This window comes from Lentzea sp. CA-135723 (assembly GCF_050936595.1).
Classification (GTDB): Bacteria; Actinomycetota; Actinomycetes; order Mycobacteriales; family Pseudonocardiaceae; genus Lentzea.
Genome location: NZ_JBNJMK010000001.1, coordinates 3,447,519 through 3,471,028 on the forward strand (window position 1 = coordinate 3,447,519; position 23,510 = coordinate 3,471,028).

At 69.7% G+C, this 23,510-nt stretch carries 26 protein-coding genes and 1 pseudogene; 10 read left to right on the forward strand and 17 right to left on the reverse strand.

Features of this window, described 5'->3' with window-relative positions; genetic code table 11:
- The first annotated feature begins 1 nt into the window (after position 1).
- Positions 2 to 1,465: an APC family permease gene (locus ACQEU1_RS14885; RefSeq protein ID WP_433200983.1), complete on the forward strand. Its 1,464-nt coding sequence runs from the start codon at positions 2 to 4 to the stop codon at positions 1,463 to 1,465.
- Here ACQEU1_RS14885 and ACQEU1_RS14890 read toward each other — a convergent pair.
- The 11 genes from ACQEU1_RS14890 to ACQEU1_RS14940 form a co-directional block, all read right to left on the reverse strand.
- On the reverse strand, positions 1,445 to 2,992 hold the full coding sequence (locus tag ACQEU1_RS14890; RefSeq protein ID WP_433200986.1) for a helix-turn-helix domain-containing protein: 1,548 nt from the start codon (positions 2,990 to 2,992) through the stop codon (positions 1,445 to 1,447). The two genes, ACQEU1_RS14885 and ACQEU1_RS14890, sit on opposite strands and share 21 nt — an antisense overlap.
- Positions 2,989 to 4,281 (reverse strand): MFS transporter, encoded by a 1,293-nt coding sequence (locus ACQEU1_RS14895; RefSeq protein WP_433200989.1) that lies wholly within the window; start codon positions 4,279 to 4,281, stop codon positions 2,989 to 2,991. The genes ACQEU1_RS14890 and ACQEU1_RS14895 overlap by 4 nt, the downstream gene beginning before the upstream one ends.
- Before the next feature lie 10 nt (positions 4,282 to 4,291).
- The gene (locus tag ACQEU1_RS14900) at positions 4,292 to 5,023 is read right to left on the reverse strand and encodes a 3-hydroxybutyrate dehydrogenase (protein ID WP_433200992.1); all 732 of its coding nucleotides are present in this window, start codon (positions 5,021 to 5,023) and stop codon (positions 4,292 to 4,294) included.
- A 290-nt stretch (positions 5,024 to 5,313) separates the two neighbouring features.
- Positions 5,314 to 6,333, reverse strand: coding sequence for an LCP family protein (locus ACQEU1_RS14905; RefSeq protein ID WP_433200995.1), 1,020 nt, complete (start codon positions 6,331 to 6,333; stop codon positions 5,314 to 5,316).
- A 76-nt stretch (positions 6,334 to 6,409) separates the two neighbouring features.
- Positions 6,410 to 6,796: a DUF3037 domain-containing protein gene (locus tag ACQEU1_RS14910; protein ID WP_433200998.1), complete on the reverse strand. Its 387-nt coding sequence runs from the start codon at positions 6,794 to 6,796 to the stop codon at positions 6,410 to 6,412.
- A complete protein-coding gene (locus ACQEU1_RS14915; RefSeq protein ID WP_433201001.1) occupies positions 6,780 to 7,547 on the reverse strand; it encodes a HipA family kinase in 768 nt (255 codons plus the stop codon). Before ACQEU1_RS14915 ends, ACQEU1_RS14910 begins: the two co-directional genes overlap by 17 nt.
- Before the next feature lie 10 nt (positions 7,548 to 7,557).
- The gene (locus tag ACQEU1_RS14920) at positions 7,558 to 8,013 is read right to left on the reverse strand and encodes an SRPBCC family protein (RefSeq protein ID WP_433201004.1); all 456 of its coding nucleotides are present in this window, start codon (positions 8,011 to 8,013) and stop codon (positions 7,558 to 7,560) included.
- Positions 8,010 to 8,312 (reverse strand): ArsR/SmtB family transcription factor, encoded by a 303-nt coding sequence (locus ACQEU1_RS14925; RefSeq protein WP_433201007.1) that lies wholly within the window; start codon positions 8,310 to 8,312, stop codon positions 8,010 to 8,012. Before ACQEU1_RS14925 ends, ACQEU1_RS14920 begins: the two co-directional genes overlap by 4 nt.
- Positions 8,313 to 8,329: 17 nt before the next feature.
- Complete coding sequence (locus ACQEU1_RS14930) at positions 8,330 to 9,061, reverse strand: SGNH/GDSL hydrolase family protein (RefSeq protein WP_433201010.1); 732 nt, start codon at positions 9,059 to 9,061, stop codon at positions 8,330 to 8,332.
- Between the two features lie 51 nt (positions 9,062 to 9,112).
- On the reverse strand, positions 9,113 to 10,168 hold the full coding sequence (locus ACQEU1_RS14935) for a lactonase family protein (RefSeq protein WP_433201013.1): 1,056 nt from the start codon (positions 10,166 to 10,168) through the stop codon (positions 9,113 to 9,115).
- Positions 10,169 to 10,343: 175 nt separating this feature from the next.
- Entirely contained in the window at positions 10,344 to 11,174 is an 831-nt protein-coding gene (locus ACQEU1_RS14940; RefSeq protein ID WP_433201016.1) for a PPK2 family polyphosphate kinase, read from the reverse strand.
- A gap of 140 nt (positions 11,175 to 11,314) precedes the next feature.
- Here ACQEU1_RS14940 and rocD point away from each other — a divergent pair, with 140 nt between their 5' ends.
- Together rocD and ACQEU1_RS14950 are read left to right on the forward strand one after the other, a co-directional pair.
- Positions 11,315 to 12,544, forward strand: a complete 1,230-nt coding sequence (gene rocD, locus ACQEU1_RS14945; RefSeq protein ID WP_433201019.1) for an ornithine--oxo-acid transaminase — start codon at positions 11,315 to 11,317, stop codon at positions 12,542 to 12,544.
- 79 nt (positions 12,545 to 12,623) lie between these two features.
- Positions 12,624 to 14,003 (forward strand): DUF2252 domain-containing protein, encoded by a 1,380-nt coding sequence (locus ACQEU1_RS14950; protein WP_433201022.1) that lies wholly within the window; start codon positions 12,624 to 12,626, stop codon positions 14,001 to 14,003.
- Here the strand turns inward: ACQEU1_RS14950 and ACQEU1_RS14955 are convergent.
- Positions 13,969 to 14,580: a hypothetical protein gene (locus tag ACQEU1_RS14955; protein WP_433201025.1), complete on the reverse strand. Its 612-nt coding sequence runs from the start codon at positions 14,578 to 14,580 to the stop codon at positions 13,969 to 13,971. The genes ACQEU1_RS14950 and ACQEU1_RS14955 overlap by 35 nt on opposite strands.
- A 53-nt stretch (positions 14,581 to 14,633) precedes the next feature.
- Here ACQEU1_RS14955 and ACQEU1_RS14960 point away from each other — a divergent pair, with 53 nt between their 5' ends.
- Positions 14,634 to 15,041, forward strand: a complete 408-nt coding sequence (locus tag ACQEU1_RS14960) for a GNAT family N-acetyltransferase (protein ID WP_433201028.1) — start codon at positions 14,634 to 14,636, stop codon at positions 15,039 to 15,041.
- On the opposite strand, the gene ACQEU1_RS14965 is transcribed toward ACQEU1_RS14960, so the two are convergent.
- Complete coding sequence (locus ACQEU1_RS14965) at positions 15,038 to 16,633, reverse strand: ABC-F family ATP-binding cassette domain-containing protein (RefSeq protein WP_433201031.1); 1,596 nt, start codon at positions 16,631 to 16,633, stop codon at positions 15,038 to 15,040. The genes ACQEU1_RS14960 and ACQEU1_RS14965 overlap by 4 nt on opposite strands.
- Positions 16,634 to 16,682: 49 nt before the next feature.
- A complete protein-coding gene (locus tag ACQEU1_RS14970) occupies positions 16,683 to 16,928 on the reverse strand; it encodes a DUF3040 domain-containing protein (RefSeq protein ID WP_433201034.1) in 246 nt (81 codons plus the stop codon).
- A gap of 294 nt (positions 16,929 to 17,222) precedes the next feature.
- Here ACQEU1_RS14970 and ACQEU1_RS14975 point away from each other — a divergent pair, with 294 nt between their 5' ends.
- The gene (locus ACQEU1_RS14975) at positions 17,223 to 17,369 is read left to right on the forward strand and encodes a hypothetical protein (RefSeq protein WP_433201037.1); all 147 of its coding nucleotides are present in this window, start codon (positions 17,223 to 17,225) and stop codon (positions 17,367 to 17,369) included.
- Between the two features lie 22 nt (positions 17,370 to 17,391).
- A pseudogene (locus ACQEU1_RS14980) lies at positions 17,392 to 17,592 on the forward strand (M48 family metallopeptidase); the annotation flags it as partial.
- On the opposite strand, the gene ACQEU1_RS14985 reads toward ACQEU1_RS14980, so the two are convergent.
- On the reverse strand, positions 17,586 to 17,759 hold the full coding sequence (locus ACQEU1_RS14985; protein ID WP_433201040.1) for a hypothetical protein: 174 nt from the start codon (positions 17,757 to 17,759) through the stop codon (positions 17,586 to 17,588). The pseudogene ACQEU1_RS14980 and the gene ACQEU1_RS14985 sit on opposite strands and share 7 nt — an antisense overlap.
- An 87-nt stretch (positions 17,760 to 17,846) precedes the next feature.
- On the opposite strand from ACQEU1_RS14985, the gene ACQEU1_RS14990 reads away from it, so the two are divergent.
- A complete protein-coding gene (locus ACQEU1_RS14990) occupies positions 17,847 to 18,065 on the forward strand; it encodes a hypothetical protein (RefSeq protein ID WP_433201043.1) in 219 nt (72 codons plus the stop codon).
- On the opposite strand, the gene zapE is transcribed toward ACQEU1_RS14990, so the two are convergent.
- Positions 18,034 to 19,026 carry a cell division protein ZapE gene (zapE, locus tag ACQEU1_RS14995; RefSeq protein WP_433201046.1) on the reverse strand — a complete coding sequence of 331 codons (993 nt, stop codon included), beginning with the start codon at positions 19,024 to 19,026 and terminating at the stop codon, positions 18,034 to 18,036. The two genes, ACQEU1_RS14990 and zapE, sit on opposite strands and share 32 nt — an antisense overlap.
- A 66-nt stretch (positions 19,027 to 19,092) precedes the next feature.
- On the opposite strand from zapE, the gene ACQEU1_RS15000 reads away from it, so the two are divergent.
- Both ACQEU1_RS15000 and ACQEU1_RS15005 read left to right on the forward strand, forming a co-directional pair.
- The gene (locus ACQEU1_RS15000; protein ID WP_433201049.1) at positions 19,093 to 19,746 is read left to right on the forward strand and encodes a dihydrofolate reductase family protein; all 654 of its coding nucleotides are present in this window, start codon (positions 19,093 to 19,095) and stop codon (positions 19,744 to 19,746) included.
- A 17-nt stretch (positions 19,747 to 19,763) separates the two neighbouring features.
- Positions 19,764 to 20,828, forward strand: coding sequence for an ATP-dependent DNA ligase (locus ACQEU1_RS15005; RefSeq protein WP_433201052.1), 1,065 nt, complete (start codon positions 19,764 to 19,766; stop codon positions 20,826 to 20,828).
- On the opposite strand, the gene ACQEU1_RS15010 is transcribed toward ACQEU1_RS15005, so the two are convergent.
- Positions 20,825 to 21,694, reverse strand: a complete 870-nt coding sequence (locus tag ACQEU1_RS15010; protein ID WP_433201055.1) for an EamA family transporter — start codon at positions 21,692 to 21,694, stop codon at positions 20,825 to 20,827. The genes ACQEU1_RS15005 and ACQEU1_RS15010 overlap by 4 nt on opposite strands.
- 180 nt (positions 21,695 to 21,874) lie before the next feature.
- Between ACQEU1_RS15010 and ACQEU1_RS15015 the strand changes: the two genes are divergently transcribed.
- Positions 21,875 to 23,377 (forward strand): alpha/beta hydrolase, encoded by a 1,503-nt coding sequence (locus ACQEU1_RS15015; protein ID WP_433211509.1) that lies wholly within the window; start codon positions 21,875 to 21,877, stop codon positions 23,375 to 23,377.
- Positions 23,378 to 23,510: the final 133 nt, after the last annotated feature.

The window sequence follows — 23,510 nt, forward strand, 5'->3', positions numbered from 1 at the left end:
GTTGACAGCCACAGCGGAAGACCGGCTCAAGGATCTCGGCTACACCTCGGAGTTCAAGCGGGACATGAGTCCCTGGGCGAACTTCTCGCTGGGCTTCACCTACCTCTCCCCCGTGGTCAGCACCTACACGCTGTTCGGCGTGGCGCTGGCCCTGGGCGGTCCGCCGATGATCTGGAGCTTCGTCGTCGCGGGCGTCGGCCAGTTCCTGGTCGCGCTGATCTTCGGCGAACTCGTGGCGCAGTACCCGGTGGCGGGCGGCGTGTACCCCTGGGCACGCCGCCTGTGGGGCAAGCGCTGGGCGTGGATGACCGGCTGGGTGTACATGATCGCCCTGTTGGTCACCATCGCGTCCGTCAGCTACGGCGCGGGGCCTTATCTGGCTACGCTTCTCGGCTACACGGCCAACGTCGGCAACACGGTGCTGTGCGCGGTCGCGATCATCGCGGTCTCGACGCTCATCAACTACGCCGGTACGAAGGTGCTCAGCTGGGCCGCGATCTTCGGGTTCGCCGCGGAGATCGTCGGCGCGCTGGTCGTCGGCATCTGGCTGCTGGTCGACAACCGCGTGCACGGCCTGGGCGTGCTGTTCGACAGCTTCGGCGCGGAGGGCTCCGGCAGCTACCTGCCGGCGTTCTTCGCGGCCGGCATCATCGGTCTCTACCAGTACTACGGGTTCGAGGCGTGCGGCGACACCGCGGAAGAGGTCAAGGACCCTGGCCGCGTCATCCCGAAGGCCATGCGCCGCACCATCTACATCGGCGGCGCGGCGGCCACGTTCGCGTGCCTCTCGCTGCTGCTCGCGGTGCCGGACTTCGGCAAGGTCATCTCCGGCGAGGACGCCGACCCTGTCACGAACATCCTGACGAACGCGTTCGGCCCGGTCGGCTACAAGATCGTGATCGGTGTCGTGCTGATCTCGTTCCTGTCCTGCACGATGTCGCTCCAGGCAGCGGCCAGCAGGCTGACCTACTCCTACGCCCGCGACAAGATGTTGTTCGGACACAAGGCGTTGGCGAAGTTCAACAAGAAGCGCCACATCCCGCCGTACGCGCTGGCGCTCGCCGGCATCATCCCCGCGGTCATCGTGGTCGCGTCGATGCTGTCCACCAACGCGCTGGACAAGATCGTGTCGTTCGCGACGCTCGGTATCTACCTGGGCTTCCAGATGGTGGTGTTCGCGGCACTGCGGGCCCGGCTCAAGGGCTGGCAGCCGTCCGGCGAGTTCACGCTCGGCCGGTGGGGCCTGGTCGTCAACGTGCTGGCGCTCGCGTACGGCGTCGCCGCGATGGTGAACATGGTGTGGCCGCGCACCCCCGGCGCGCCCTGGTACGACAACTACGTCGTGATCCTCAGCGGTACCCTGGTCGTCGGCATCGGCCTGGTGTACATGCTGGTCGCCAAGCCGTTCGGCAACTCCGACGCGGCCGCGGGCGACGCGATCCCGTCAGCCCTGCAGGCGAAGTAGCCGCAACGCGAGCTGCACCTCCAGCACGCGGTCCGGTGACTGCCAGTCGCCGAGCAACGACGTGACCCGGTCGAGTCGTTGCGTGACCGTGTTGACGTGGAGGTGCAGCTCCGCCTTGGCACGGCTCAGGTTCGCGCCGCAGCGGAAGTAGACCTCCAGCGTGTGCACGAGTTCCGTGCCGCGTTCGGTGTCGTAGTCGAGCACCGGCCCGAGCACCGACCGCACGTACCCGGACACGTCCGCCCGGTCACCCAGCAGCACGCCGACGAACCCGAGGTCGTCCATCGTCGCCGCGTCCTTCTCGCGGCCCAGCTGCCGCAACGCCTTCAGGCACCGCCGCGCCTCCTCGTAGGCCGCCGCGATCGCCACCGGCCCGGCCACGGGACCGCACGCCCCGACCGTCGCGTCCAGCGCCTTGGCCACCTCACGAGCCACGCCCGTCGACGCGGACGGCAACGCCAGCACGACGTCCCGGCCGCGTGACCCGGCCAGTCCCCTGTGGACGGACGCGTAGTGCGTGGCACCGGACAGGTTCCCGTCCGCCACCAGCACCACGTGCGGATCAGACAGCTCCACGCCCACGCGCCGGGCCCGTGCCACCAGCCCGGTCGCGTCCCTGCCGTCCAGGATGTCGGTGATCAGCTCACCGCGGACCTTGTTCTCCGCCTCGGCCACGGTTCGCCGCAGCAGCAACAACAACGCCGTCACGGCAGCCGAGCGTTCGAACAGCCGCCGGTCCGCGTCCGTCAGGTCGGCACGTCCCGACAACGCGATCCCGCCCAGCAGCTCCGACCCCGCGAGCACGGCGCACACCCACTCGTCGCGGATCAGCACGGCCCGCCCGTTGGCCCGCACGGCGTTGGGCGGCACCACGTCGAGCACCTCGACCGTCCCGCCGAGCAGCTCCCCCACCGCCGCCGCGACCTCCGCCGACGAACCACCGCGCAGCACCAGGTCGGTGAGCCGGTCGTGCGCCTCCTCGGCGCGTTTCATGGCCTCGTTGTGCGACTGGATGGTCGCGAACAACGACGCCGTGTCGATCGCGATCGCCGCGTGGTCCGCGAGCGACTGCAACAGCGCCACCTGCTCGGCCGGGAACTGCCGGGAGGTCCGGTCCGCCGCGTACAGCACGCCGATGACCTTCGAGTCGAGCTTCATCGGCACGCCCAGGATCGCCGTGAGGCCCTCGTCGTGCACCGCCGAGTCGATCGGGTTGGTGTGGTTGAACCGGGCGTCGGCGAAGTAGTCGGACGTCGCGTACGGCCGCGCGGTCTGCGCGACCAGACCGCCGAGGCCTTCGCCGAGCCCGAGCCGGACCTTCTGGAACAACGGCGAGAACGACCCGTCCGTCACCCGCATGTAGGTGCCGGCCGGGTCGTTCATCGACAGGTACGAGACGTCGGTGCCGAGCAGCGTCCGGGCTCTGCGCACGATCGAGCGGAGCACCGCGTCCGTGTCGCGCATGCCCGCGAGCTCGGACGCGGTCTCGAACAACGCCGCCAGTTCGGCCTCACGCCGTCGTGTCACACCCCAACCCTGTCACGTTCCTCCAGATCCGCACCACGGGTCTCGCGGGCCAGCAGGACGGCGATCACGGTCAGCACGCACATCGCGACCACGTAGATCGAGATCGGGAACGACGACCCGTACGCCTTCAGCAGCGCCGTCGCGATCAACGGGGCCAGCGCGCCCGCCACGATCGACGCGAGCTGGTAGCCGACCGACGCGCCGGAGTACCGCACGCGCGTCCCGAACAGCTCCGAGAAGAACGCCGACTGCGGCCCGTACATCGCGCCGTGCAGCACGAGCCCGACCGTCGTCGCGAGGATGATCAGCCCGGGGTCCTTGGTGTCGAGCATCGCGAAGAACGCGAACACCCACACCGCCATGCCGACCGCGCCGACCAGGTACACCGGCCGCCGCCCGAACTTGTCGGAGAGGTGGCCCCACACCGGGATGGTGACGAGGTGCACCGCCGAGCCGATCAGCACCGCGTTGAGCCCCACCGACTTCGAGAGCCCGAGCCCGGTCGTCACGTACACCAGGATGAACGCGGTGATCACGTAGTACGACACGTTCTCCGCGAGCCGGGCGCCCATCGCGACCAGCACCTCGCGCCAGTTGTGCCGCAGCAGCTCGAAGATCGGCGCCTTCTCCTCCTTGGGCGCCTTCTCCGCTTCCCGTTGCGCCGCCAGGAACACCGGCGACTCGGCCACCTGCAACCGGATCCACAGGCCGATCACGACCAGCACACCCGAGAGCAGGAACGGGATCCGCCAGCCCCACGCGAGGAAGTCCTCGTCCGACTGCACGGCCGCGAGGATCGCGAGCACACCGGTCGCGAGCAGGTTGCCGCCGGGAGCACCGGCCTGCGGCCACGACGCCCAGAACCCGCGCCGCTTCGGGTCACCGTGCTCCGACACGATCAGCACGGCCCCGCCCCACTCACCGCCCAGAGCGAAGCCCTGCACGAGTCGCAGCAGCGTCAGCAGCAACGGCGCCAGGACGCCCACCGACGCGTACGTCGGCAGCACACCCATCAGCATCGTCGCGCCACCCATCAGCAGCAACGACAGCACCAGCAGCTTCTTGCGCCCCAGGCGATCCCCGAAGTGGCCGAAGACCACGCCACCGAGCGGCCGCGCCAGGAAGCCGATCGCGTAGGTCGTGAACGCGAGCAGCGTGCCGGTCAGCGGGTCCGCGGTCGGGAAGAACAGCTTGTTGAACACCAGGGCGGCTGCCGAGCCGTAGAGGAAGAAGTCGTACCACTCGACAGTTGTCCCGATGAGCGAAGCGCCTACCACTTTTTTGATCATCGACAACTCCTCATTGAGCTGACCAGCCGCCATCGACGGCCACTGACGTTCCGGTGACAAAACTGTTGTCGCACAACCACAGCACGGCGTCGGCGACCTCGGAGGGTTCGATCAGCCGCTTCACCGCGCTGCGCTGCAGGAAGATCTGCTCGGTCACGTCCTCCTGCGCGATGCCGTGCACCTTCGCCTGGTCCGCGATCTGCTTCTCCACCAACGGAGTCCGCACGTAACCCGGCGCGACGCAGTTCGACGTCACGCCGTGCGGGGCGCCTTCGAGTGCGGCGACCTTGGAGAAGCCCTCCAGGCCGTGCTTCGCGGCGACGTAAGCGGATTTGAACGCCGACGCGCGCAGGCCGTGCACGCTCGTGATGTGCACGAGACGGCCCCAGCCGCGCTCGTACATGTGCGGGAGGACGTGCCGGGTGAGCCGGAACGCGGCACCGAGCATGAGCTCGACCATCGCCGAGAAGCGCTCGGCGGGGAACTCGTGGATGGGCGCGACGTGCTGCACGCCGGCGTTGTTGACCAGGACGTCGATCTCGTCCGGCAACCCGGCGATCGACCCCGTGAGGTCGACGACGTGCCCGACACCGCCCAGTTCCTCGGCGAGCGCGAGAACGCCGGGATCTCGGTCGGCCAGGTGGACCTTGGCGCCGGAGGAGGCCAGCGCGCGGGCGCAGGCCAGGCCGATGCCGCTCGCGGCTCCGGTGATCAGCGCGCTGTGACCCGTGACACTCGACATGTCCGGAAACGGTAGGCGTGACACGGCGTCATCGACATGTGGCGGGCCCACATAACGCCTGGTCAGCAGGTGGCTTTAGCCACCATTTAGCGTCTCAACCGCTTATCTGGCAAACGAACGGGGTATTGAGGCGTAAGCTCCCGTCACCTGAACGGGGGAAGATCCGCTACCGAGGGGGACCCATGTCCACAACACCTATTTACGACGACCTCCTGCGCGAGCTCGAAGGCATCGCGCAGGAGGCCGGACCGACCGGCTCGGAGCCCACTCCCGAGCCCGTCAAGCAGTAACTACTTCGGAGGAGCGATCAGCTCGGCGGGGACCGGCTGATCCTTGCTGATCAGGTCGAACAGCTCCGAGGCCTTCTCCTTGTTCCACTGCACGACCGAGCCCGCACCGGGCACCGTCGGCGTGGAGCCCACCGGCACGGTTCCGCTCGTCGCGTCGCTCATGTTCAGAGCCACGCTCAGCAGGTGCCACAGGTGGTCGTCCTCGTTGATGGAGACCGACCCGGAGGCCGCGTTCATCAGGGGGATGGCGCGGAACGGGTTCGCGAGCGTCGCGGGGCTCTTCACCTTCTCGAAGAGCGCCGAGAGGAACTTGCGCTGGTTCTGCACGCGCTGCAGGTCGGCGGTCGCGAACGCACGGGTCCGCACGAACCCGAGCGCCTTCGGCCCGTCGAGCTCCTGGCAGCCCGCGGGCAGGTCGATGCCGGCCAGCGGGTCCTTGATCGGCTCGTCGATGCAGATGTCCACGCCCCCGACGGCGTCGACCATGTCGGAGAAGCCGCCGAAGCCGATCTCCATGTAGTGGTCGATCCGCACGCCGGTCGCGCCCTCGACGGTCTGCACGAGCATCTGCGGACCACCGAACGCGTACGCGGCGTTGACCTTGTTGCGGCCGTTCTCCGGGATCGCCACGTAGGAGTCACGCGGGATCGAGATCAGCACCGGCTTGGCCGCGCTGTTGTCCGGCAGGTGCAGCATCATGATGGTGTCGGTGCGCCGACCGGCGGCGTCACCGGTGGCCAGCGCGTCCTTCTGCTCCTGCGAGAGGCCCTCTCGCGCGTCCGAGCCGACGAGCAGCCAGGTGGTGCCCGGCGTCTCGGCGGGACGGCCCTCGTAGTCCGGCAGCGCGTTGATCCGGGTCAGCGTCGAGTCGACGTAGAACCCGAACCCGACGGTCCCCAGAACCAGGACGAGCAGCAGCACCAGAATGACGCGTCCCGGACGCCTCTTCTTCTTCATCGGCCGCTGCGGCGGCATGGGACGCCGCGGCTGCTGGTAGCCGTGGTGATACCCAGCGCTCATGTGTCGCCAACCCCGATCGCTTCAGTTTCGCTTTGCAAGTGAGGACGTCGTTCGCCGCCTCAGGTTGCGAGGAAACCTACCGGGGTGGCAGCACCAACGCCTCGAAAAGGCGCGTGACCTCCGCGGACGGGTCCTCGGTCCAGCCCGTGTGGGCGGGTGATGTCTGCACGATCGTGCTCCGGGGCGCGGTGAGCCACCGGAACCGCTGCCCGACCGTGGTCTGGCTCACCGGGCCGGCCGCCGCGCTTCCGTCGCACGAGTTCGTGAGGTGCCTCAGGCTGTCTTCGAGCGTCTCGACGTCGAGGTGCGGGTCCAGCACCCGCAGCCGGTCACCGTCCACATAGGTCCTGGCGCACAGGAAGCCCAGCGGCGCGCAGTAGACGATCACGCCGACGTTCATGAACTCGCCCCGCTCCTGCCGCGGCACGGCCCGCAGCAGCGCGTACTCAAACACGTGCGGCACGTGCGGCCTCCAGCGAGTCGACCCAGCCGCGGTTCTGCAGGCGATAGGTGAAGAAGTCCTTGTAGCGCTGGCGAAGTTCGGCGGGATCGCCTTCCAGCCACTCGTCAGGGACGAGCCCCAGCACCTCGTCGAGCAGCTCCGGCGTGATCTTCGCGGCCAGTTCAGCGTCCACTTCGGACAGCGCGCCCGCGTTCGGCAGCATCGCGTGGTCCGACGCGTCGTACCTGTATTCCTTTGTCGCTGGACGTTCCTCGCTCCACGAGTAGTGGAAGTACAGCGCGGCGCCGTGGTCGATCAGCCACGGTTCGCGGTGCCACAGCAGCATGTTCGGGTTGCGCCAGCTGCGGTCGACGTTCAGCACGAGGGCATCGAACCACAGCAGCCTCGTGGCGAGCTCGGTGCCGGGGTCGCGCACGACCGGGTTGAAGTCGAACGAGCCGGGCAGGTAGTCGAGCCCGAGGTTGAGGCCGCCGCTGGCACGCAGGAGCTCCTGGACCTCCTGGTCGGGTTCCGCGCGGGCCAGTTCGGGGTCGAGGTGCACCAGGACGATCTCGGGTATCCGGAAGCCCAGCCTGCGCGCGAGCTCGCCGACGACGATCTCGGCGACCAGGACCTTCACGCCCTGCCCCGCGCCGCGGAACTTCACCACGTACATGCCCAGGTCATCGGCCTCGACCAGGCCCGGCATCGACCCGCCCTCGCGGAACGGGGTGACGTACCGGGTGGCCGTGACCTCCCTCAGAGAACTCACCCGCGCATGATCACACGAACGCCTGCCCGAAGCCGAGCAGAATACCGGCCCAGCCGCCCTCTCCGCTGACGCCGTCACGCACCCGCTCAGGCTTGGTGAAGTGCCGCTCGAAGCCACGATGCACCAGCTCAACGCGGGTGCCGCCGCCCTCGGCGGTGAAGGTGATCTCCACCTCGGACGCCCGCGCGGGGTCCGGGTCGTAATCCCAGTCACCGTCGAGGTGCCAGGCCAGCAGCAACCGCGACGGCGGCTCCCACGCCTTGACCGAACCCCACTCGCACTCGGCGCCGTCGACGCCGACCTCGTACCAGCGGCCGCCCTCACGTGGTTCGACGACGACGTCCTTCAGGTCCGCCTCGCCGATGTGGTGCGCGGCAGGCCACCACGTCACGAACTTCTCCGTGAACACCTTGAACGCGTGGTCGGCGCCGGCGTTCACCAGCACGGACCTGCGGACCTCCGTCATGATTCCTCCACCACCGCAGCGAAGTTCGCGAGAGCCCGACCCCACACGTCGTCGAGGTAGTCGCGCAGCGCGGCCACCCCGACGTGGTCGACGGAGTACCTCCGCCGCGTGCCCAGAGCCTCGACGCGGACCAGCCGTGCCTCCCTGAGCACCTTGAGGTGCTGGGACACGGCCGGCCGCGACACCGGCAGCACGGCGGCGATCTCCCCCACCGCCCGCGGCCCGGCCACGAGCAGCGTGAAGATCTCGCGGCGGGTCGGGTCGCCGAGCGCCGCGAACGCCGTTTGGTAAGCCTCCACGAACGGTAAGTCTGAACTTACCCAATCGCGCCTGTCAACGCCCGGAAGTACGCGGCCTGACCGGCCCTGTTCGGGTGGTACGAGTCCTTGGTGGGGTTGACCAGCGCGTTGATCCACGGGTCGGAGGCGCACACACCGTGGTCCGCAAACGCTTCCCTCACGTCGGCGTACCGCGCGCCGGCCCGACCGGCGGCCTGCGCGATCTGGTCCGACAGCTGGTCGGCGGCCTCGTTGAGGGCCGCGCGTTTGACGACCGAGAGCGTGCGGCAGTCGTCGTCCGGCGTGAACAGCCTCGGGTAGCCGACGACGACCAACTGGGCGTGCGGTGCCGCTTCCTTGATCGCCGCGTAGGTGGTGTCGAGCCGGGAGGGCAGTTGGGAGCGGATGAAGCCGACGGCCTCGGAGACGCGCTGCGAGCACGCCGCGTCACCGTTGAGCGTGCAGGTCGTCAGCACGTCCACGAACCCGAGGTCGTTGCCGCCGATGGTGATCGTGACGAACGTGGTGTTCGGGGTGAGCGCCCGCAACTGCGTCCGCAGCGACTTCGTCGTCGCACCGCTGCACGCCACGAACCGGAACGACGGGAACTCCGCGCCCTGCAACGCCGGGTAGGCGTTCGAGCTGCGGCGGCACGAGCCGTCCACATAGGAACCGGCGCCCGCACCGGACGCGTAGGAGTCGCCGAGTGCGACGTACTCCGGAGCGATCGGCGCGGGCGCCATCAGAGCGACCGCGAGTACTCCAGCCATGAGACCCATAGGGGCCGGAGTACCACTGTGGACGGTGGTTCCAGAAGGTGCTTAACCCAGTCGGGTGGGCAGCACGCAGACCGGGATGGCGGTCTGCAGAGCCGTTCCGGACGGGGTCAGCCTGCCCGTGACCTTGTCGACCTTGAACGACGTGACGTTGTTCGAGTTCTGGTTGGCCGCGAACAACAACGACCCGGTCGGGTCGAACGTGATGTGCCGCGGGTACTTGCCGCCGACCGCCGTCGTGCCCACCAGCGTGAGGCCGGACCCGTTCACCGCGAACTGCGCGACGCTGTCGTGCCCGCGGTTCGACAGGTACACGAACTTGCCGTCCGCCGACACCAGCACCTCGGCCGGGTAGTTCATCGGGCTGCCCGACGGCACGGTCTTGAGCACCTGCCCCGGCGTGAGGATCCCGTTCGCGTAAGAGCAGGTCACGATGGTCGAGTCGAGCTCGTTCGCCACGTACGCGGTCTTCCCGTCCGGCGCGAACGCGATGTGCCGCGGCCCGGCGCCCGGCTTGACCCTGGCCTGCGAGACCTGCACGAGCTTCCCACCGGTGAACGAGTAGACGAACACCGAGTCGGCGCCGAGGTCGACGGCCGCCGCGTACTTCCCGGCAGGGTCGAACACGATGTGGTGCGCGTGCGGGCCCTCCTGGCGGTCGGGGTTCGGCCCGGACCCCTTGTGCTGCACCTTCTGCGTCCGCGCGCTGAGGCTGCCGTCCGCGTTCACCGGGAAGACGCTGAGCGAGCCGGACGAGTAGTCGGCCGTGATCAGGAACTTCCCGGACGGGTCCAGCGTCAGGTGGCACGGGTCCGCGCCACCGGTCGCCTGCTTGTTGATCACCTTGAGCGTGGCCGCGTTGATCGCGGTGACCTCGCCCTTGGTGTTCTCGTTGACGGCGTAGAGGAACCTGCCGTCGCCCGACTCGATCACGAACGACGGGTTCACCACGCCGCTGATCACGCCGGTCGTCCTCAGCTGCCCGGACACCGAGTCGTAGGTGCCGGTGCCGATGCCCTTCGCACCACCGCTCCACGTGGTGTAGGCGCCGAAGAACACTCTCCGGGTCGCAGCGGCCGCCTCAGCGGTTCCTCCGGTCATCAGCAGTCCCGCTCCTACGCCCATGGCTCCGAGAAAACGTCGCCGATCCACACCCACGGCTGCACACCTCCGGTCTGACTTCGCGGCGGCGGCGCAGCCCACACTGGCCTAGACCACTACGGCCAGGCAATAGGTGCAATCAAGATTGCGTCCAGCGCAACGTTCCCGGCGCGGCTCAGCGCAGCGGATCGGCGGAGATCAGCCGGGCCTTCTCGGCCTCGAGGTCGTAGGCGGGCGGCGGGAACTTCGGGTCCATCTCGCGCAGCGTCTCCAGCAGCAACCGGCTGATCGCCCAGTTCCGGTACCACTTCCGGTCCGACGGCACGGCGTACCAGGGCGTCTCGCGGCAGTTCCGCAACGCCTGCGTGTACGCGTCCTGGTACTTCGACCACTTCGACCGGACGTCGATGTCGGCCGGGTTGTACTTCCAGTTCTTCCTCGGGTCGTCCAGGCGCGCGAGCAGCCGTTCCTTCTGGACCTCCGGCGAGATGTGCAGGAAGCACTTGACCACCGTCGTGCCGGCGTCGGCGAGCTCGCGTTCGAACGCGTTGATCTCCTTGTAACGGCCGCGAATCTCGGCCGCCGTGAGCAGGCGTTCTACTTTGGGCACGAGGACGTCCTCGTAGTGGGAGCGGTCGAACGCCCCCAGCCGGCCCTTCTCGGGCAGGACCTTCCTGATCCGGGTGAGGAAGTGCTGGCGGCGCTCGGCGGCCGTGGGCTTCTTGAACGACGCGATCCGCACGCCCTGCGGGTTCACCAGGCCCATGACGTGGCTGACCACGCCGCCCTTGCCGGAGGTGTCCATGCCCTGCAGGACCAGCAGGACCGAGCGAGAATCCTCCGCGTAGAGCGCTTCCTGCAGGGCGTCCAGCTCGATCCCGGTGGCGGCGATGTCCTCGGCCGCCTCCTTCTTGTTCTTGGGACCGGTGGGGCGGCCTGCCGGGTCGAGAGTGGAGAGGTCCACCTCGTCGAGCCGCAGGGCGTCACGAACCGACTTCTTAGCCATCACCAGACCGTAGCGATTCACCGCCGAGTCCGCCCGCTGTGCAACAAACCACCACTGTCAGGTGAATGTCTGCAACGAACTGAGGCAGTGCGCAATGCTTGGCGGTCGAAATCGCTCGTCGACGCCCCTAGCCTTGGAGGATGACCGCCATCGCTGAGCACGACACCACCACCAGCGCTGACTACGTCTCGATGGACGAAGAGTGGAGCACGCACAACTACCACCCGCTTCCGGTGGTCATCTCGCACGGCGAGGGCGCGTGGGTCACCGACGTCGAGGGACGCCGCTACCTGGACTTCCTCTCCGGCTACTCGTCGCTGAACTTCGGGCACCGCCACCCCGCCCTGGTGGCCGCCGCCGTCGAGCAGCTCGGCCGCGTCACGCTGACCAGCCGCGCGTTCCACCACGACCAGTTCGGCCTCTTCTGCCGCGAGCTCGCCCAGCTCACCGGCACCGAGATGGTCCTCGCGATGAACTCCGGCGCCGAGGCCGTCGAGTCCGCGATCAAGGTCGCGCGCAAATGGGCCTACCAGGTCAAGGGCGTGCCGGAGGGCACGGCCGAGATCATCGTCGCCGGGTCCAACTTCCACGGCCGCACGACGACGATCGTGTCGTTCTCGACCGACGACACCGCGCGCAACGACTTCGGTCCGTTCACGCCGGGCTTCAAGGTCGTGAAGTACGGGGCGCTGGACGAGATCGAGTCCGCGATCTCCCCGCGCACCGCCGCCGTGCTCCTGGAGCCGATCCAGGGTGAGGCCGGCGTCGTCGTGCCGCCCGCCGGGTACCTCGCGGGCATCCGCCGCCTGTGCGACGAGAACAACGTGCTGATGATCGCCGACGAGATCCAGTCAGGGCTCGGGCGCACCGGTGAGCTGTTCGCGCTGGACCACGAGGGCGTGCGCGCCGACCTCTACACGCTCGGCAAGGCGCTCGGCGGCGGCATCCTGCCGGTGTCCGCGGTGGTCGGTTCCCGCGCGGTGCTGGGTGTGCTGAAGCCCGGCGAGCACGGGTCGACGTTCGGCGGCAACCCGCTCGCCTGCGCGGTCGGCCGCGCGGTCGTGCGGCTGCTCGCGACCGGCGAGTTCCAGGAACGCTCGCGCGAGATGGGCGCGTACCTGCACGCCGAGCTCGGCAAGCTGGTCGGCTCCGGCGTCGCCGAGGTGCGCGGGCGCGGGCTGTGGGCCGGTGTCGAGATCGCGCCGGGCGGACCCGTCGGCCGCACGGCCTCGGAGGCGCTGGCCGCGCGCGGGGTGCTGTGCAAGGAGACGCACGCGTCGACGTTGCGCGTCGCGCCGCCGCTGGTGATCACCCGCGACGAGATCGACCTCGGCGTGCAGGCGATCGCGGACGTCGTTCGTCCCGTTTAGGGGTATTTCCCCGCGTAGCTAGGTCACAAATGCGGCGGACGGGCCACGTTGCCCGTCCGCCGCATGCATCATGACACCTATGGGTGAACGCGTGCGTGCTGAGGCCGCTGCCGCTTTGGGCAGATGGGTTGAGCCGGAAGAGGTCTACGCGGAGGGACGCGCGCTGCGGTCCTCAGTGGACTTCAAGGCGCACCGCGCGATGTCCCTCGCGCCGGACCGCCCGTCCGTGCTGGAGTTCATGCGCGCCAGCAACGAGGGCCGCCTCGAGCACCTGATCCCGTTGCGGGTCGGGCGGATGCTGGAGAACCCGTTCGCGTTCTTCCGCGGCTCGGCGGGCCTGCAGGCGGGCGACCTGGCCGCCGGGTGCGCGACCGGCCTGCACGCCCAGTTGTGCGGTGACGCGCACGCGGCGAACTTCGGCCTCTACGGCACGCCAGAGGGCCAGATCGTCATGGACATCAACGACTTCGACGAGACGCTGCCCGGCCCGTGGGAGTGGGACCTCAAGCGGCTCGTGGCGTCGCTGGTGCTGGCGGGCCGCGTCGGTGACGTGTCGGACAAGGGCTGCCGCGACGCCGCCGAGGACGCCGTGCGCGCGTACCGGGGTGCGATCCGGCACCTCGCGGAGATCCCGTTCATGGACTCGTGGAGCGCGCTGGGCGACGAGTCGACGCTGTCCAAGGTCAAGGCGGACGACCTGCTCAAGGACTTCTCCAAGGCCGCCGAGAAGTCGCGCAAGAACACCAGCGCCCGGTTCGCCGCGAAGTGGACCGCGCACGACGGCGAGAAGTGGCGGTTCGTGACGAACCCGCCGACGTTCACCGAGGCCACCGCGCCGACCAAGGCCGCGGTGATCGCCGCGCTGCCGTCCTACGTGGACACCCTGCGCGAGTCGCGGACCAACCTGATCATGCGCTACGGCGTGTCGGACGTGGCGTTCCGCGTCGTCGGCACCGGCAGCGTCGGCCTGCGCAACTACCTGGTCCTGTTGCACGGCAACGGCTCGGAGGCGTTGGTGCTGCAGGCCAAGGAGGCCCGCCCGTCGGCGCTGCAGCCGTTCCTCGACGTGCCGGCGGCCAAGCACGAGGGCAAGCGGATCGTGCACGGCGCGCGGCTCGTGCAGGCCGAGACGGACATCCTGCTCGGCTGGACGACGATCGAGGGCCGGCACTTCATCGTGCGGCAGTTCCGCAACCGCAAGGGCGAGATCGACGCGACCACGCTCAAGCGCGACGACCTGGACGACTACGGCCGGTTCGCGGGCGCGCTGCTGGCCCGCGCGCACGCCCGGTCGCTCGACCCGCGCCTGCTGGCCGGGTACTTCCAGAACGGGGACGGCGACGACGTCGACGAGGCGTTCGCGAAGTACGCGTTCGACTACGCCGACCAGACCGAGGCCGACCACGACGAGCTGACGACGCTGGTCAAGAACGGGAAGCTGCCCGCGCACGCCGAATGACCGCCTCGGACACGAGCCACAGCGTCACGGCGTTGAGGACGTGCCAGAGGAAGTGCGTGCCGCTCGGGACGCTGCCGCACAACAGGTCGTCGAGGGTGCGCAGCGTCAGCGACACGGCGAACACCACCGCCGCTCCAGCGAACCACCTCCAGTGGTTCCCGGACAGCACCGCGAGGACCAGCAGGGCCACCAGCGCCGGGAAGTACATCTGGGCGCCGGGGATGCGCACGAACAGCCCGATGGCGACCGCGAACACCAGGAACGCCGGCGCCGCGAGCCAAGCCCGTGACCAGGGGATCCGCTTGTAGTGGTGAGCGAACATCACCACGTAGTAGAGGATGAACACCGCGATGAACGCGCTGTCCAGCGCCCCGGTGAGCTGGGTGGCGAGCGTGTGGAAGGCCAGGCTCGCGAGGCCGACCAGGGCCAGCAGGACCGGCAGCACGCGCAGGCTCGGCGGCGCCTGCCCGCGCAACAGCAGGAGCGCGGCGATCAGGAACGCGAGGTTCGTCAGCGCGTTGAGCGGCTCGGCCCAGATCCCGGGCCCGAGGCGTTCGCAGTAGGCGTCAACCGACACGCCAGCGGTTCTACCGCACGGAGATGAACACCAAGATTGCTTAGCCTGACGGTATGAAGATCCGCCGCGCCGCCTCCTCCGACGACGTGTTCGCCGCCGCGCACCTGTTCGACGCGCAGCCGTTGCCGGACGCGACCGCGCGGTTCCTGGCGCAGGATCACAGCCACCTGCTCATCGCGTACGTGGGCGAGGAGCCTGCGGGGTTCGTGTCCGGGATCGAGACCACGCACCCCGACAAGGGCACCGAGATGTTCCTCTACGAGCTCGGGGTGGACGACGCGTTCCTGCGCCGCGGCATCGGAACGGCGCTGGTCGAGGCGTTGAAGACGCTGGCGGCGGAACGCGGGTGCTACGCGATGTGGACCGGCACCGCCGCGGGTGACGCGGCGGCGCAGGCCACCTACCGGAAGGCGGGCGGGTCGATCGACGACGGCGCGTTCGTCTCCTGGGACCTCGCCTAGGTCCAGACGGGTTCGTCCACTTCGGACACCCTGCCGTCCGCCCGGAAGTGCAGGAACCGGTCGAACGACTTCGCGAACCACCGGTCGTGCGTGACCGCGACGACCGTGCCCTCGAAGTCGTTCAGCGCGTTCTGCAGCGCCTCCGCCGAGGCGAGGTCGAGGTTGTCGGTCGGCTCGTCGAGCAGCAGCAACGTCGCCCCGGACAGCTCCAGCAGCAGGATCTGGAACCGCGCCTGCTGGCCGCCGGAGAGGTTCTCGAACCGCTGGTCGCCCGCCTGGTGCAGGCCGTAGCGCTGTAGCACCGACATGGCCGCGCCCCGGTCCTTGCCCGCGCGCTGGCCCTCGCCGTGCCAGAGGATGTCCACGAGCGTGCGGCCGAGCCACTCCGGGTGCTCGTGCGTCTGCGCGAACAGGCCGGGCACGACCCGTGCGCCGAGCTTCCAGCTGCCCTCGGTCCTGACGCTGTCGCCGCCCAGCAGCCGCAGGAAGTGGCTCTTGCCGGAGCCGTTCGAGCCGAGCACCGCGACCCGGTCGCCGAAGAAGATCTCCTGCGAGAACGGTTTCATGAGCCCGGTCAGCTCCAGGCCTTCGCACGTGATCGCCCTGACACCCGTGCGGCCGCCCTTCAGCCGAGGGGTGACCTTTTCGTCGGTCGCGATCTCCGGAGGAGGTCCCGCCTCTTCGAACCGTTGCAGCCTGCCGACCATCACCCGGTACTTGGAGCTCATCGACTCGTAGAACTTGGCCTGCTCCTGGAGCGTTCGCACCAGTTCCTTGAGCCGTGCGTGCTCCTCGTTCCAGCGGCGATGATCTTCTTTGAGCTTCTCGATGCGCTTGGCGCGCGCGTCGTGCCAGGTGCCGAACGAGCCGGGGTGCGTCCAGGCGGAGTGCGCCTCGACCGTGACGACGTGCGTGGCGGCGTTCGCGAGCAGCTCGCGGTCGTGGCTGACGACGAACACGGCCTTGTCGGTGGCCCTCAGACGTTCCTCGAGCCAGCGCTTGCCGGGCACGTCGAGGTAGTTGTCGGGCTCGTCGAGCAGCAGCACCTGCTCGTGGCCGCGCAGCAACGTCTCCAGCACCAGCCGCTTCTGCTCGCCGCCGGACAGCGTCCGCACCTCGCGGAACCGGGCCCGGTCGTACGGCAGGCCCAGCGCGGCGACCGTGACGGTGTCCCAGAGGACCTCGACGTCGTACCCGCCCGCCTCGCCGTAGCTCGTGAGGGCGTTCGCGTACCGCATCTGGGCGGCCTCGTCGTCGGTCTCCATCAACGCGAGCTCGGACTCGTCCAGCTCGCGCGCCGCGTTCCGCAACGCCTCCGGCGCCACCGACAGCAACAGGTCGCGCACCAGGCTCTCGTCCCGCACCGAGCCGATGAACTGCGGCATCACCGCCAGCCCGCCCTGCACGTGCGCGCTGCCCTGCTTCGGGGTGAGCTCACCCGACAGGATCCGCTGCAACGTCGTCTTGCCGACGCCGTTCGCGCCGACGAGCGCGACCACGGTCCCGCCGCTCACCTTGAACGAGACGTCGCGGAACAGCTCCCTGCCATCGGGCAGGGCGTACGCGAGCCCGTTCGCCTCCAGATACCCCACGCCGGAGATGGTCGGGGTTGCCCGGGCTCCGGCGCCAGTGAGTTTCCGGCTACCTCAGCCGCAGCGGGTACCTGCGGAACACCAGCACGCCCGCCGTCACCAGCAGGCACTGGAAGGCCGGACCGAAGGCGCTGATCACGGTCAGCAAGACCGTCAGGCCGCCGAACACGAGCAGCAGGGAGTAGAACAACCACGGCCGCACCTGGCGGTTCATGGTGCGGGCGAGTCTCGGCTCGTCCGCCAGCAACCGCTGCTCGATCTCCTCGAGCGAGCGGCGTTCGGCTTCACTCAGCATGGGTGCCTCCGGAAGACATCGGGACGTCATCATTCCCGCCCGCCACACAGTGGATACTCGAACGCGGCCGGAGTCAAACTCGCCTTTCCCCTGCTTCACACCGTCGGCGCACCGCGAAGATCGCCCGGAGTGTCGGTCCGGCTGACTAACCTTGAAACTGGGGGAACCCGGCAGAGGCGTGTGTGTGGTGTGAACGCACGGGCCGCGAGGGCCGCCCGAATGCCGATGCCACGCCACCGATCCGCCCGCACTGGACCGCCGTCCGCGTCGCCTGATCGGCTTCTCGGTGGGCTCGTGGTGCTGGTCGCCGAACCCGCCGTGCTGGGCGTGTCGCTCGTGACGCACGACTTCCCGTCGTTCTTCCCGATCGTCGCCGGGGTGCCGGTGCTGCTGGTGGCGTGGGCGCTGCGACCGCGGCTGTGGAGCGCGCCCTACTCGTGACACGAGCCGCGCCGCGACGACGTTGTTCGCGCTGCTCGACCGAGTCGCCGCGGCCGCGGGCACCCGGCTGCCGGACCACGTCGCGCTGGACGCCGACTTCAACGCCTCGGCGTTCACCCACGGCCGGCTGCGGCGCCGGACCACGACGATCGGGCTGCCGTTGTTCGGCGTCCTCACGCCGCAGCAGCGGGTGGCGTTGCTGGGGCACGAGTTCGGTCACTTCGTGAACGGCGACCCCTCGCGCGGCCTGCTGACCGAGCCCGCCGTGCGCACCCCGTTGATGATCGCGGACCCGGCATCGGTGTTCTCGCCGTCGCGTCGCGCGACCACCAGCGGGCCGAGTACCGCGCGGACGCCCTCGCCGCCGCCGAACGCGGCACCCGGTCCCACGCCGAGACCGCTCGCCGCAACCACCCCGGCGCGGCCCGGTGGCGGCAGGCGGCCGACGCGTGGCGCGCCTCGATCGACGTCGAGGCCGTGCTGGACGGCTCGGTCGAGGCCACCTCGCTCTGGCACGACCACTCGCCGGCCGGGCTGCGCGCGCGGATCGTGCGGTCGTGGCCGCACACCGATCCCTCGGTCGTGCTCAGCGAGGCGGACTCGGCGCGGATCGACGCCGAGCCGCACCGCTTCTACGGGCGCGCGGGCCGTGGGCCTGGTCAGGTCACTGACGGCTCAGCGCGACCAGCCGGCTGACCGCGCGCAGGTACTTCTTGCGGTAGCCGCCGCGCAGCATCTCCTCGGTGAACAGCTCCGACAGCGGCTGCCCCGACACGGCGACGGGGATGTCGCGGTCGTAGAGGCGGTCGCCGAACGCCACGAGCCGCAGCCCGACGTTCTGGTCGGGCGCCGGTTTGACGTCCTTGAGGTGCACGGCCGTGACGCCGTCGAGCAGCCTGCCGTACTTCGACGGGTGGATGCGGGCGAGCGCCTTGCACAGGTCGTCGAAGTCGTCGAGCGTCGACCCCTCGGTGTTAGAGGCTCTCACGATCAGTTCACCCTCTGACATCGGTGAGGGGGCGTCAGGCAGGCCGCGGTGGCGGTAGTCGGGGCCGTCGACGCGGACGACGTCGAACTTCGACGACATCGACTGGATCTCGCGCAGGAAGTCGGCGGCGGCGAAGCGGCCCTCGCCGAGCTTGTCCGGGAGCGTGTTCGAGGTGGCGGCGATGTGCACGCCGTGCGCCGTCAGCTCCTTGATCAGGCGGGTGACGAGCATGGTGTCGCCGGGGTCGTCGAGCTCGAACTCGTCGATGGCGAGCAGCTTGTGCGCGGACAGGCGCTTCACGGCCTCGGGGAACGTGAGGACGCCGACGAGGTTCGTCAGCTCCACGAACGTGCCGTACGCCTTCGGGCCCGGCACGGCGTGCCAGAGCGAGGCGAGCAGGTGGGTCTTGCCGACGCCGAAGCCGCCGTCGAGGTAGAGGCCGAGCTTGCGGGGCTCGTCGTCGCGGGAGCCGAACAGCGACCACTTCCTGCGCTTCACGCTGACCCGCGCGGCGAACAGGCGGCCGGCCTCGACGGCGGCGGTCTGCGACGGCTCGTCCGGGTTCGGGATGTACGTGTCGAAGCTGACGGAGCCGAACCTCGGCGGCGGTACCAGGTTCTCGATCAGTTCGTCGGGGCTGACCTGGGGATCCCGGTCGGACAAGCGCATGCCGGGAGCTTATCGGCGTGATGGGATGGCTCAGTGGAGATGTTGTGGCCCTCACCGGGCGTTGAGATGACCGACACAGCCCTCGCGTCCCTGTACGACTACCCGCCGGACCGGACGTGGGTCACGGCGAACTTCGTGTCCAGCGTGGACGGCGCGGTGTCGGTCGACGGGCGGTCGGCAGGGCTCGGGTCGCCCGCGGACCGGCAGGTCTACCTGCTCGGCCGCGAGCTCGCCGACGTCGTGCTGGTCGGGGCGGCGACCGTGCTGATCGAGGGGTACCGGGGCGCGAAGCGGGAGCGGCCGTTGCCGATCGCCGTCGTGACGTCGCGCGGGTCGTTGACGCCGGACCTGCCGCTGTTCACCGACACCGCCGTGCCGCCGATCGTGATCACCACCGAGGCGGCGGAGCTGCCGGACCTGCCCGCCGACGTGATCATCGCGGGTGAGACCGAGGTGGATCTCAAGGTGGCGGTGGACGCTCTCGCGGCGCGCGGCCTGCACAAGATCAACCTTGAAGGCGGTCCACGGCTGTTCGGGTCGATGGTGGCCGAGGGCCTGGTCGACGCGCTGAACCTGACCGTCGCGCCGGTGCTCGCGGTCGGCGACTCCTCACGGATCGCGCACGGCGCCGTGATCCCGCCGGTGGACCTCGCGTTGGCGTCGGTGCTGCGTGCGGACGACGTGTTGTTGTTGCGGTACCAGCGGCGGAATTCCAGCTGAGGAGGCAGGATGTGCGCGTGGACCTACCGCTGACGCCGCCGTTGCAGCCGATGCTCGCCACCGCGGTGGACGGCATCCCCGACGACGCGAACCTGTTCTTCGAACCGAAGTGGGACGGGTTCCGCTGCGTGGTGTTCCGCGCCGGCGACGAGGTGTTGCTGCAGTCGCGCAGCGGGAAGCCGCTCAACCGCTACTTCCCCGAGGTCGTCGCGTCCATGCTGGACGTGCTGCCCGACCGGGTCGTCGTCGACGGCGAGCTCGTGGTGGCGAAGAACGACGAGCTGGACTTCGACGCGTTGTCCGAGCGGATCCACCCGGCGGCCTCGCGGGTGGCGCTGCTGTCCGAGTCGACGCCGGCCACCTTCGTCGCGTTCGACCTGCTGGCGCTCGGGTCCGAGGTGCTGCTGGAGTCGCCGACGGTCGCGCGGCGCGAGGCGTTGCTCGGGTTGCCTGGCCTCAACGTCACGCCCGCGACGACGTCCGTCGAGACGGCGCGGCAGTGGTTCACGCTGTTCGAGGGCGCCGGGCTGGACGGCGTGATGGGCAAGCCGTCGGACGGGCCGTACACGCCCGGCAAGCGGTCGATGATCAAGGTGAAGCACGCGCGCACCGCGGACGTCGTGCTCGCCGGCCTGCGCTGGCACAAGGACACCGAGCCCGGCACGGCCGTGGGCTCGTTGCTGCTCGGCGTCTACGACTCCAACGACGTGCTGCACCACATCGGCGTCTGCGGGTCGTTCAAGGCGGCCGAACGCCGCGAGCTGGCCGCCGAGCTGGCGCCGTTGATCACCACCGGCGACGACCACCCGTGGGCAAATCCCCAGCAGGGGCAACGGATTCCCGGCGAGATCAACCGGTGGCGCGGCAAGCAGGCCGAGTACGTGGCGTTGCGTCCCGAACGGGTGCTGGAGATCCACTACACCCAGACCGAGGGCGAACAGCCCGTCCGGTTGCGGCACAACGGCCAGTTCGCGCGGTGGAGGCCGGACCGCGAACCGTTGTCGTGCCGCTACGACCAGCTGGAGATCCCCGCGCGTTATGACGTGGCGTCGGTGCTGAAGGGCGAACTGCGGGCGCGTTAGACGTCGGGCTTGGCCGTGCGCGTCGACCCGATCGATGCGATCACCACGCAGCACACGGCGACCCATTGCGCCGGTTTGAGCTCCTCGCCGAGCAGCAGCAGCCCGGCGATCGCGGCGACCACCGGTTCCATCGACATGAGGATGCCGAACACGCGCGGTGGCATGCGCCGCAACGCCTCCAGCTCCAGCGAGTACGGGATCACCGACGACATCAGCGCGACCGCGAACCCCGCCGCGAGGATCAGCGGGTCGAGCATCGCGGTGCCCGCCGACGTGATGCCGAACGGCAACGCGATCACCGCCCCGACCACCATGGCGAGCGCGAGGCCCTGGCCGTCGCTCGTCTGGCTGCCGAGCTTCGCCGTCACGAGGATGTACCCGGCCCAGAACGCGCCCGCCGCGAGCGCGAACAGCACGCCCGTCCACAGCAGACCGCCCTGGAACCCGGTCAGCAGCACCACTCCCGCACCCGCGAGCAGCACCCACAGGCCGTCGAGCCAGCGCCGGGAGCCCGCGACGGCCACCGCGAGCGGGCCGAGGAACTCGATCGTGACGGCGGCGCCGAGCGGGATGCGGGCGAGCGCGGCGTAGAAGCAGAGGTTCATCGCGGCGAGCACCGTGCCGTAGACGAGGACGGTGAGCAGCGTGCGGCGGTCGAGCCTGAGGGTCGGCCGCCAGATCGCGACGAGGATCAGCGCGGCCATGACCAGGCGCAACGTGACCGTGCCCGCCGATCCGGCGACGGTGAAGAGCTGCTTCGCGAACGCCGCGCCGACCTGCACGCTGACGATGCCGAGCAGCACCAGCGCCGTCGGCGGGATGCCACCCATGAGGCGTGCGGCGGGGAGCCGATCAGCGTGAGCCATACGTCCATCCTGACTCACCGCGTCCACTCTGCACGGGACAAGCACCCCAGGTGAGTCGAGGTCCAAAAGCGGGACCTCGACTCACCTTTAGTTCACCTTCCTCATGCGAGGCTCGGCGTCTCGGAGTGTGGATGAGAGTGAGGAAAGTCTGTGCGTCGCGCTGCCTTGGCCCTGTTGGCAGTGAGCGTGCTGGCGGCGTGCAGCGCGGGTCCCTCGACCAGGCCGGTGATCGCGGTCAAGGGCGAGGAGAACCAGCCCGTCGACCAGAGCACGCTCGCCGGGCCGCAGCCCGTTCCCCCGCTGGGCGAGTACAAGTCCAGCTCGTTGCCCTGGACCCAGTGCAACGAGCGGATGAAGGACCGCTTCGGCGACTCCGCTCCGCAGGGTGACCAGAAGTACGAGTGCGCGCGCATGACGACCGTGCTCGACCCGCCGGGACGGCCCGGCCGCGGCACGCTCGGCATCGCGCTGACCCGGATCGGCACGGGCAAGAGCGCGCTTGTCGTCGTCACCGACCCCGGCGGTGAGCCCGGCACGCTGCGGGCCGCGCGCCTCGCGGCGTCGTTGCCGAAGGAGCTCCTCACCACCTACACGATCATCGGCATGGACCGGCGGGGCACCGGCCGTTCGGACGGCATGTCGTGCGTGCCGAACGCCACCCGCGCGCAGCTCGTCGAGTACGACCCGGCCGAGCCGGAGCAGTCGAACCTCGTGGTCGCCGCGGGCGAGGCGTCGCAGGAGTGCGTGCTCGACCTCGAAGGCAGGCTGACGGCGTTCGACTCGTGGCGTGCCGCCGCCGACCTCGAACGGCTGCGCGAGATGCTCGGCACCGAACGCCTCAACGCCATCGGCATCGGCGAGGGCTCGCGGGTGGTCACGACCTACGCGCAGCGCTACCCGGCGCGCATCGGCCGCACCGTCCTCGACGGCGCCCCCGACCCCGCTCTGGACCAGGTGGGCGTGCTCGAGTCGCGGGCGATCGCGGCCGAGGCGACGTTCGACGCGTTCGCCCGCGACTGCAAGACCCGCGGCTGCGCGCTGGCCAACCCGCGCGAGGACGTCGCGGCCCTGCTCACGCAGCTGCGGACCAACCGGGTGCGCGGTGACTACGTCGACCTCACGCCCGGCTCCGCGCTGAACGCGATCCTCGAAGGCCTGTCGGACCGCGGCCGCTGGCCGGCGCTCGCCGACGCCGTGGTGAAGGCGCGCGGAGGCGACGCCGCCGGCCTGTTCGCGTTGCTCGACCCGGTCGTCAACGACCTGGACGAGAACCCGCCGCGCTTCGACGCGGGCCTGATCATCGGCTGCAACGACACCGCCACCCGCATCCCACCCGACCGGGTGAAGGCGCTCACCGCGGACTGGGCGACGAAGCACGCGATGTTCGGTGCCCTGTTCGCCCGGCAGCTGTTGCACTGCAACCCGTTCGTGCCGCCCAAGACGGAGAAGGTCGACCCGCTGAAGAGCGCGCCGCCCGTGGTCGTGCTGAGCACCGCCAACGACCCGGCGACCCCCGCGCCCGGCACCGAGCACGCGGCGCAGCGGTTGCCGGGGGCGGCGCTGGTGGCGTGGCAGGGCAGCGGGCACGGCGCGCTGGGGCTGTCCGGGTGCGCCACGACGGCGGCGCGGGACTACCTGATCGACGCGAAGGTGCCGACGAACGGCACCGTCTGCCCGCCCTGATCCGGCTCGGAGGGCGGCGGCGCGGTCTCCCGAGGGTCGCGCGGCGCTGACGGCTGCTCGTGCCGGAAGTCCCGGTTGTCCCGGTAAACGATCTTCATGCCCTGGAAGTCGCCGGACACCCGCGTTCGGTTAC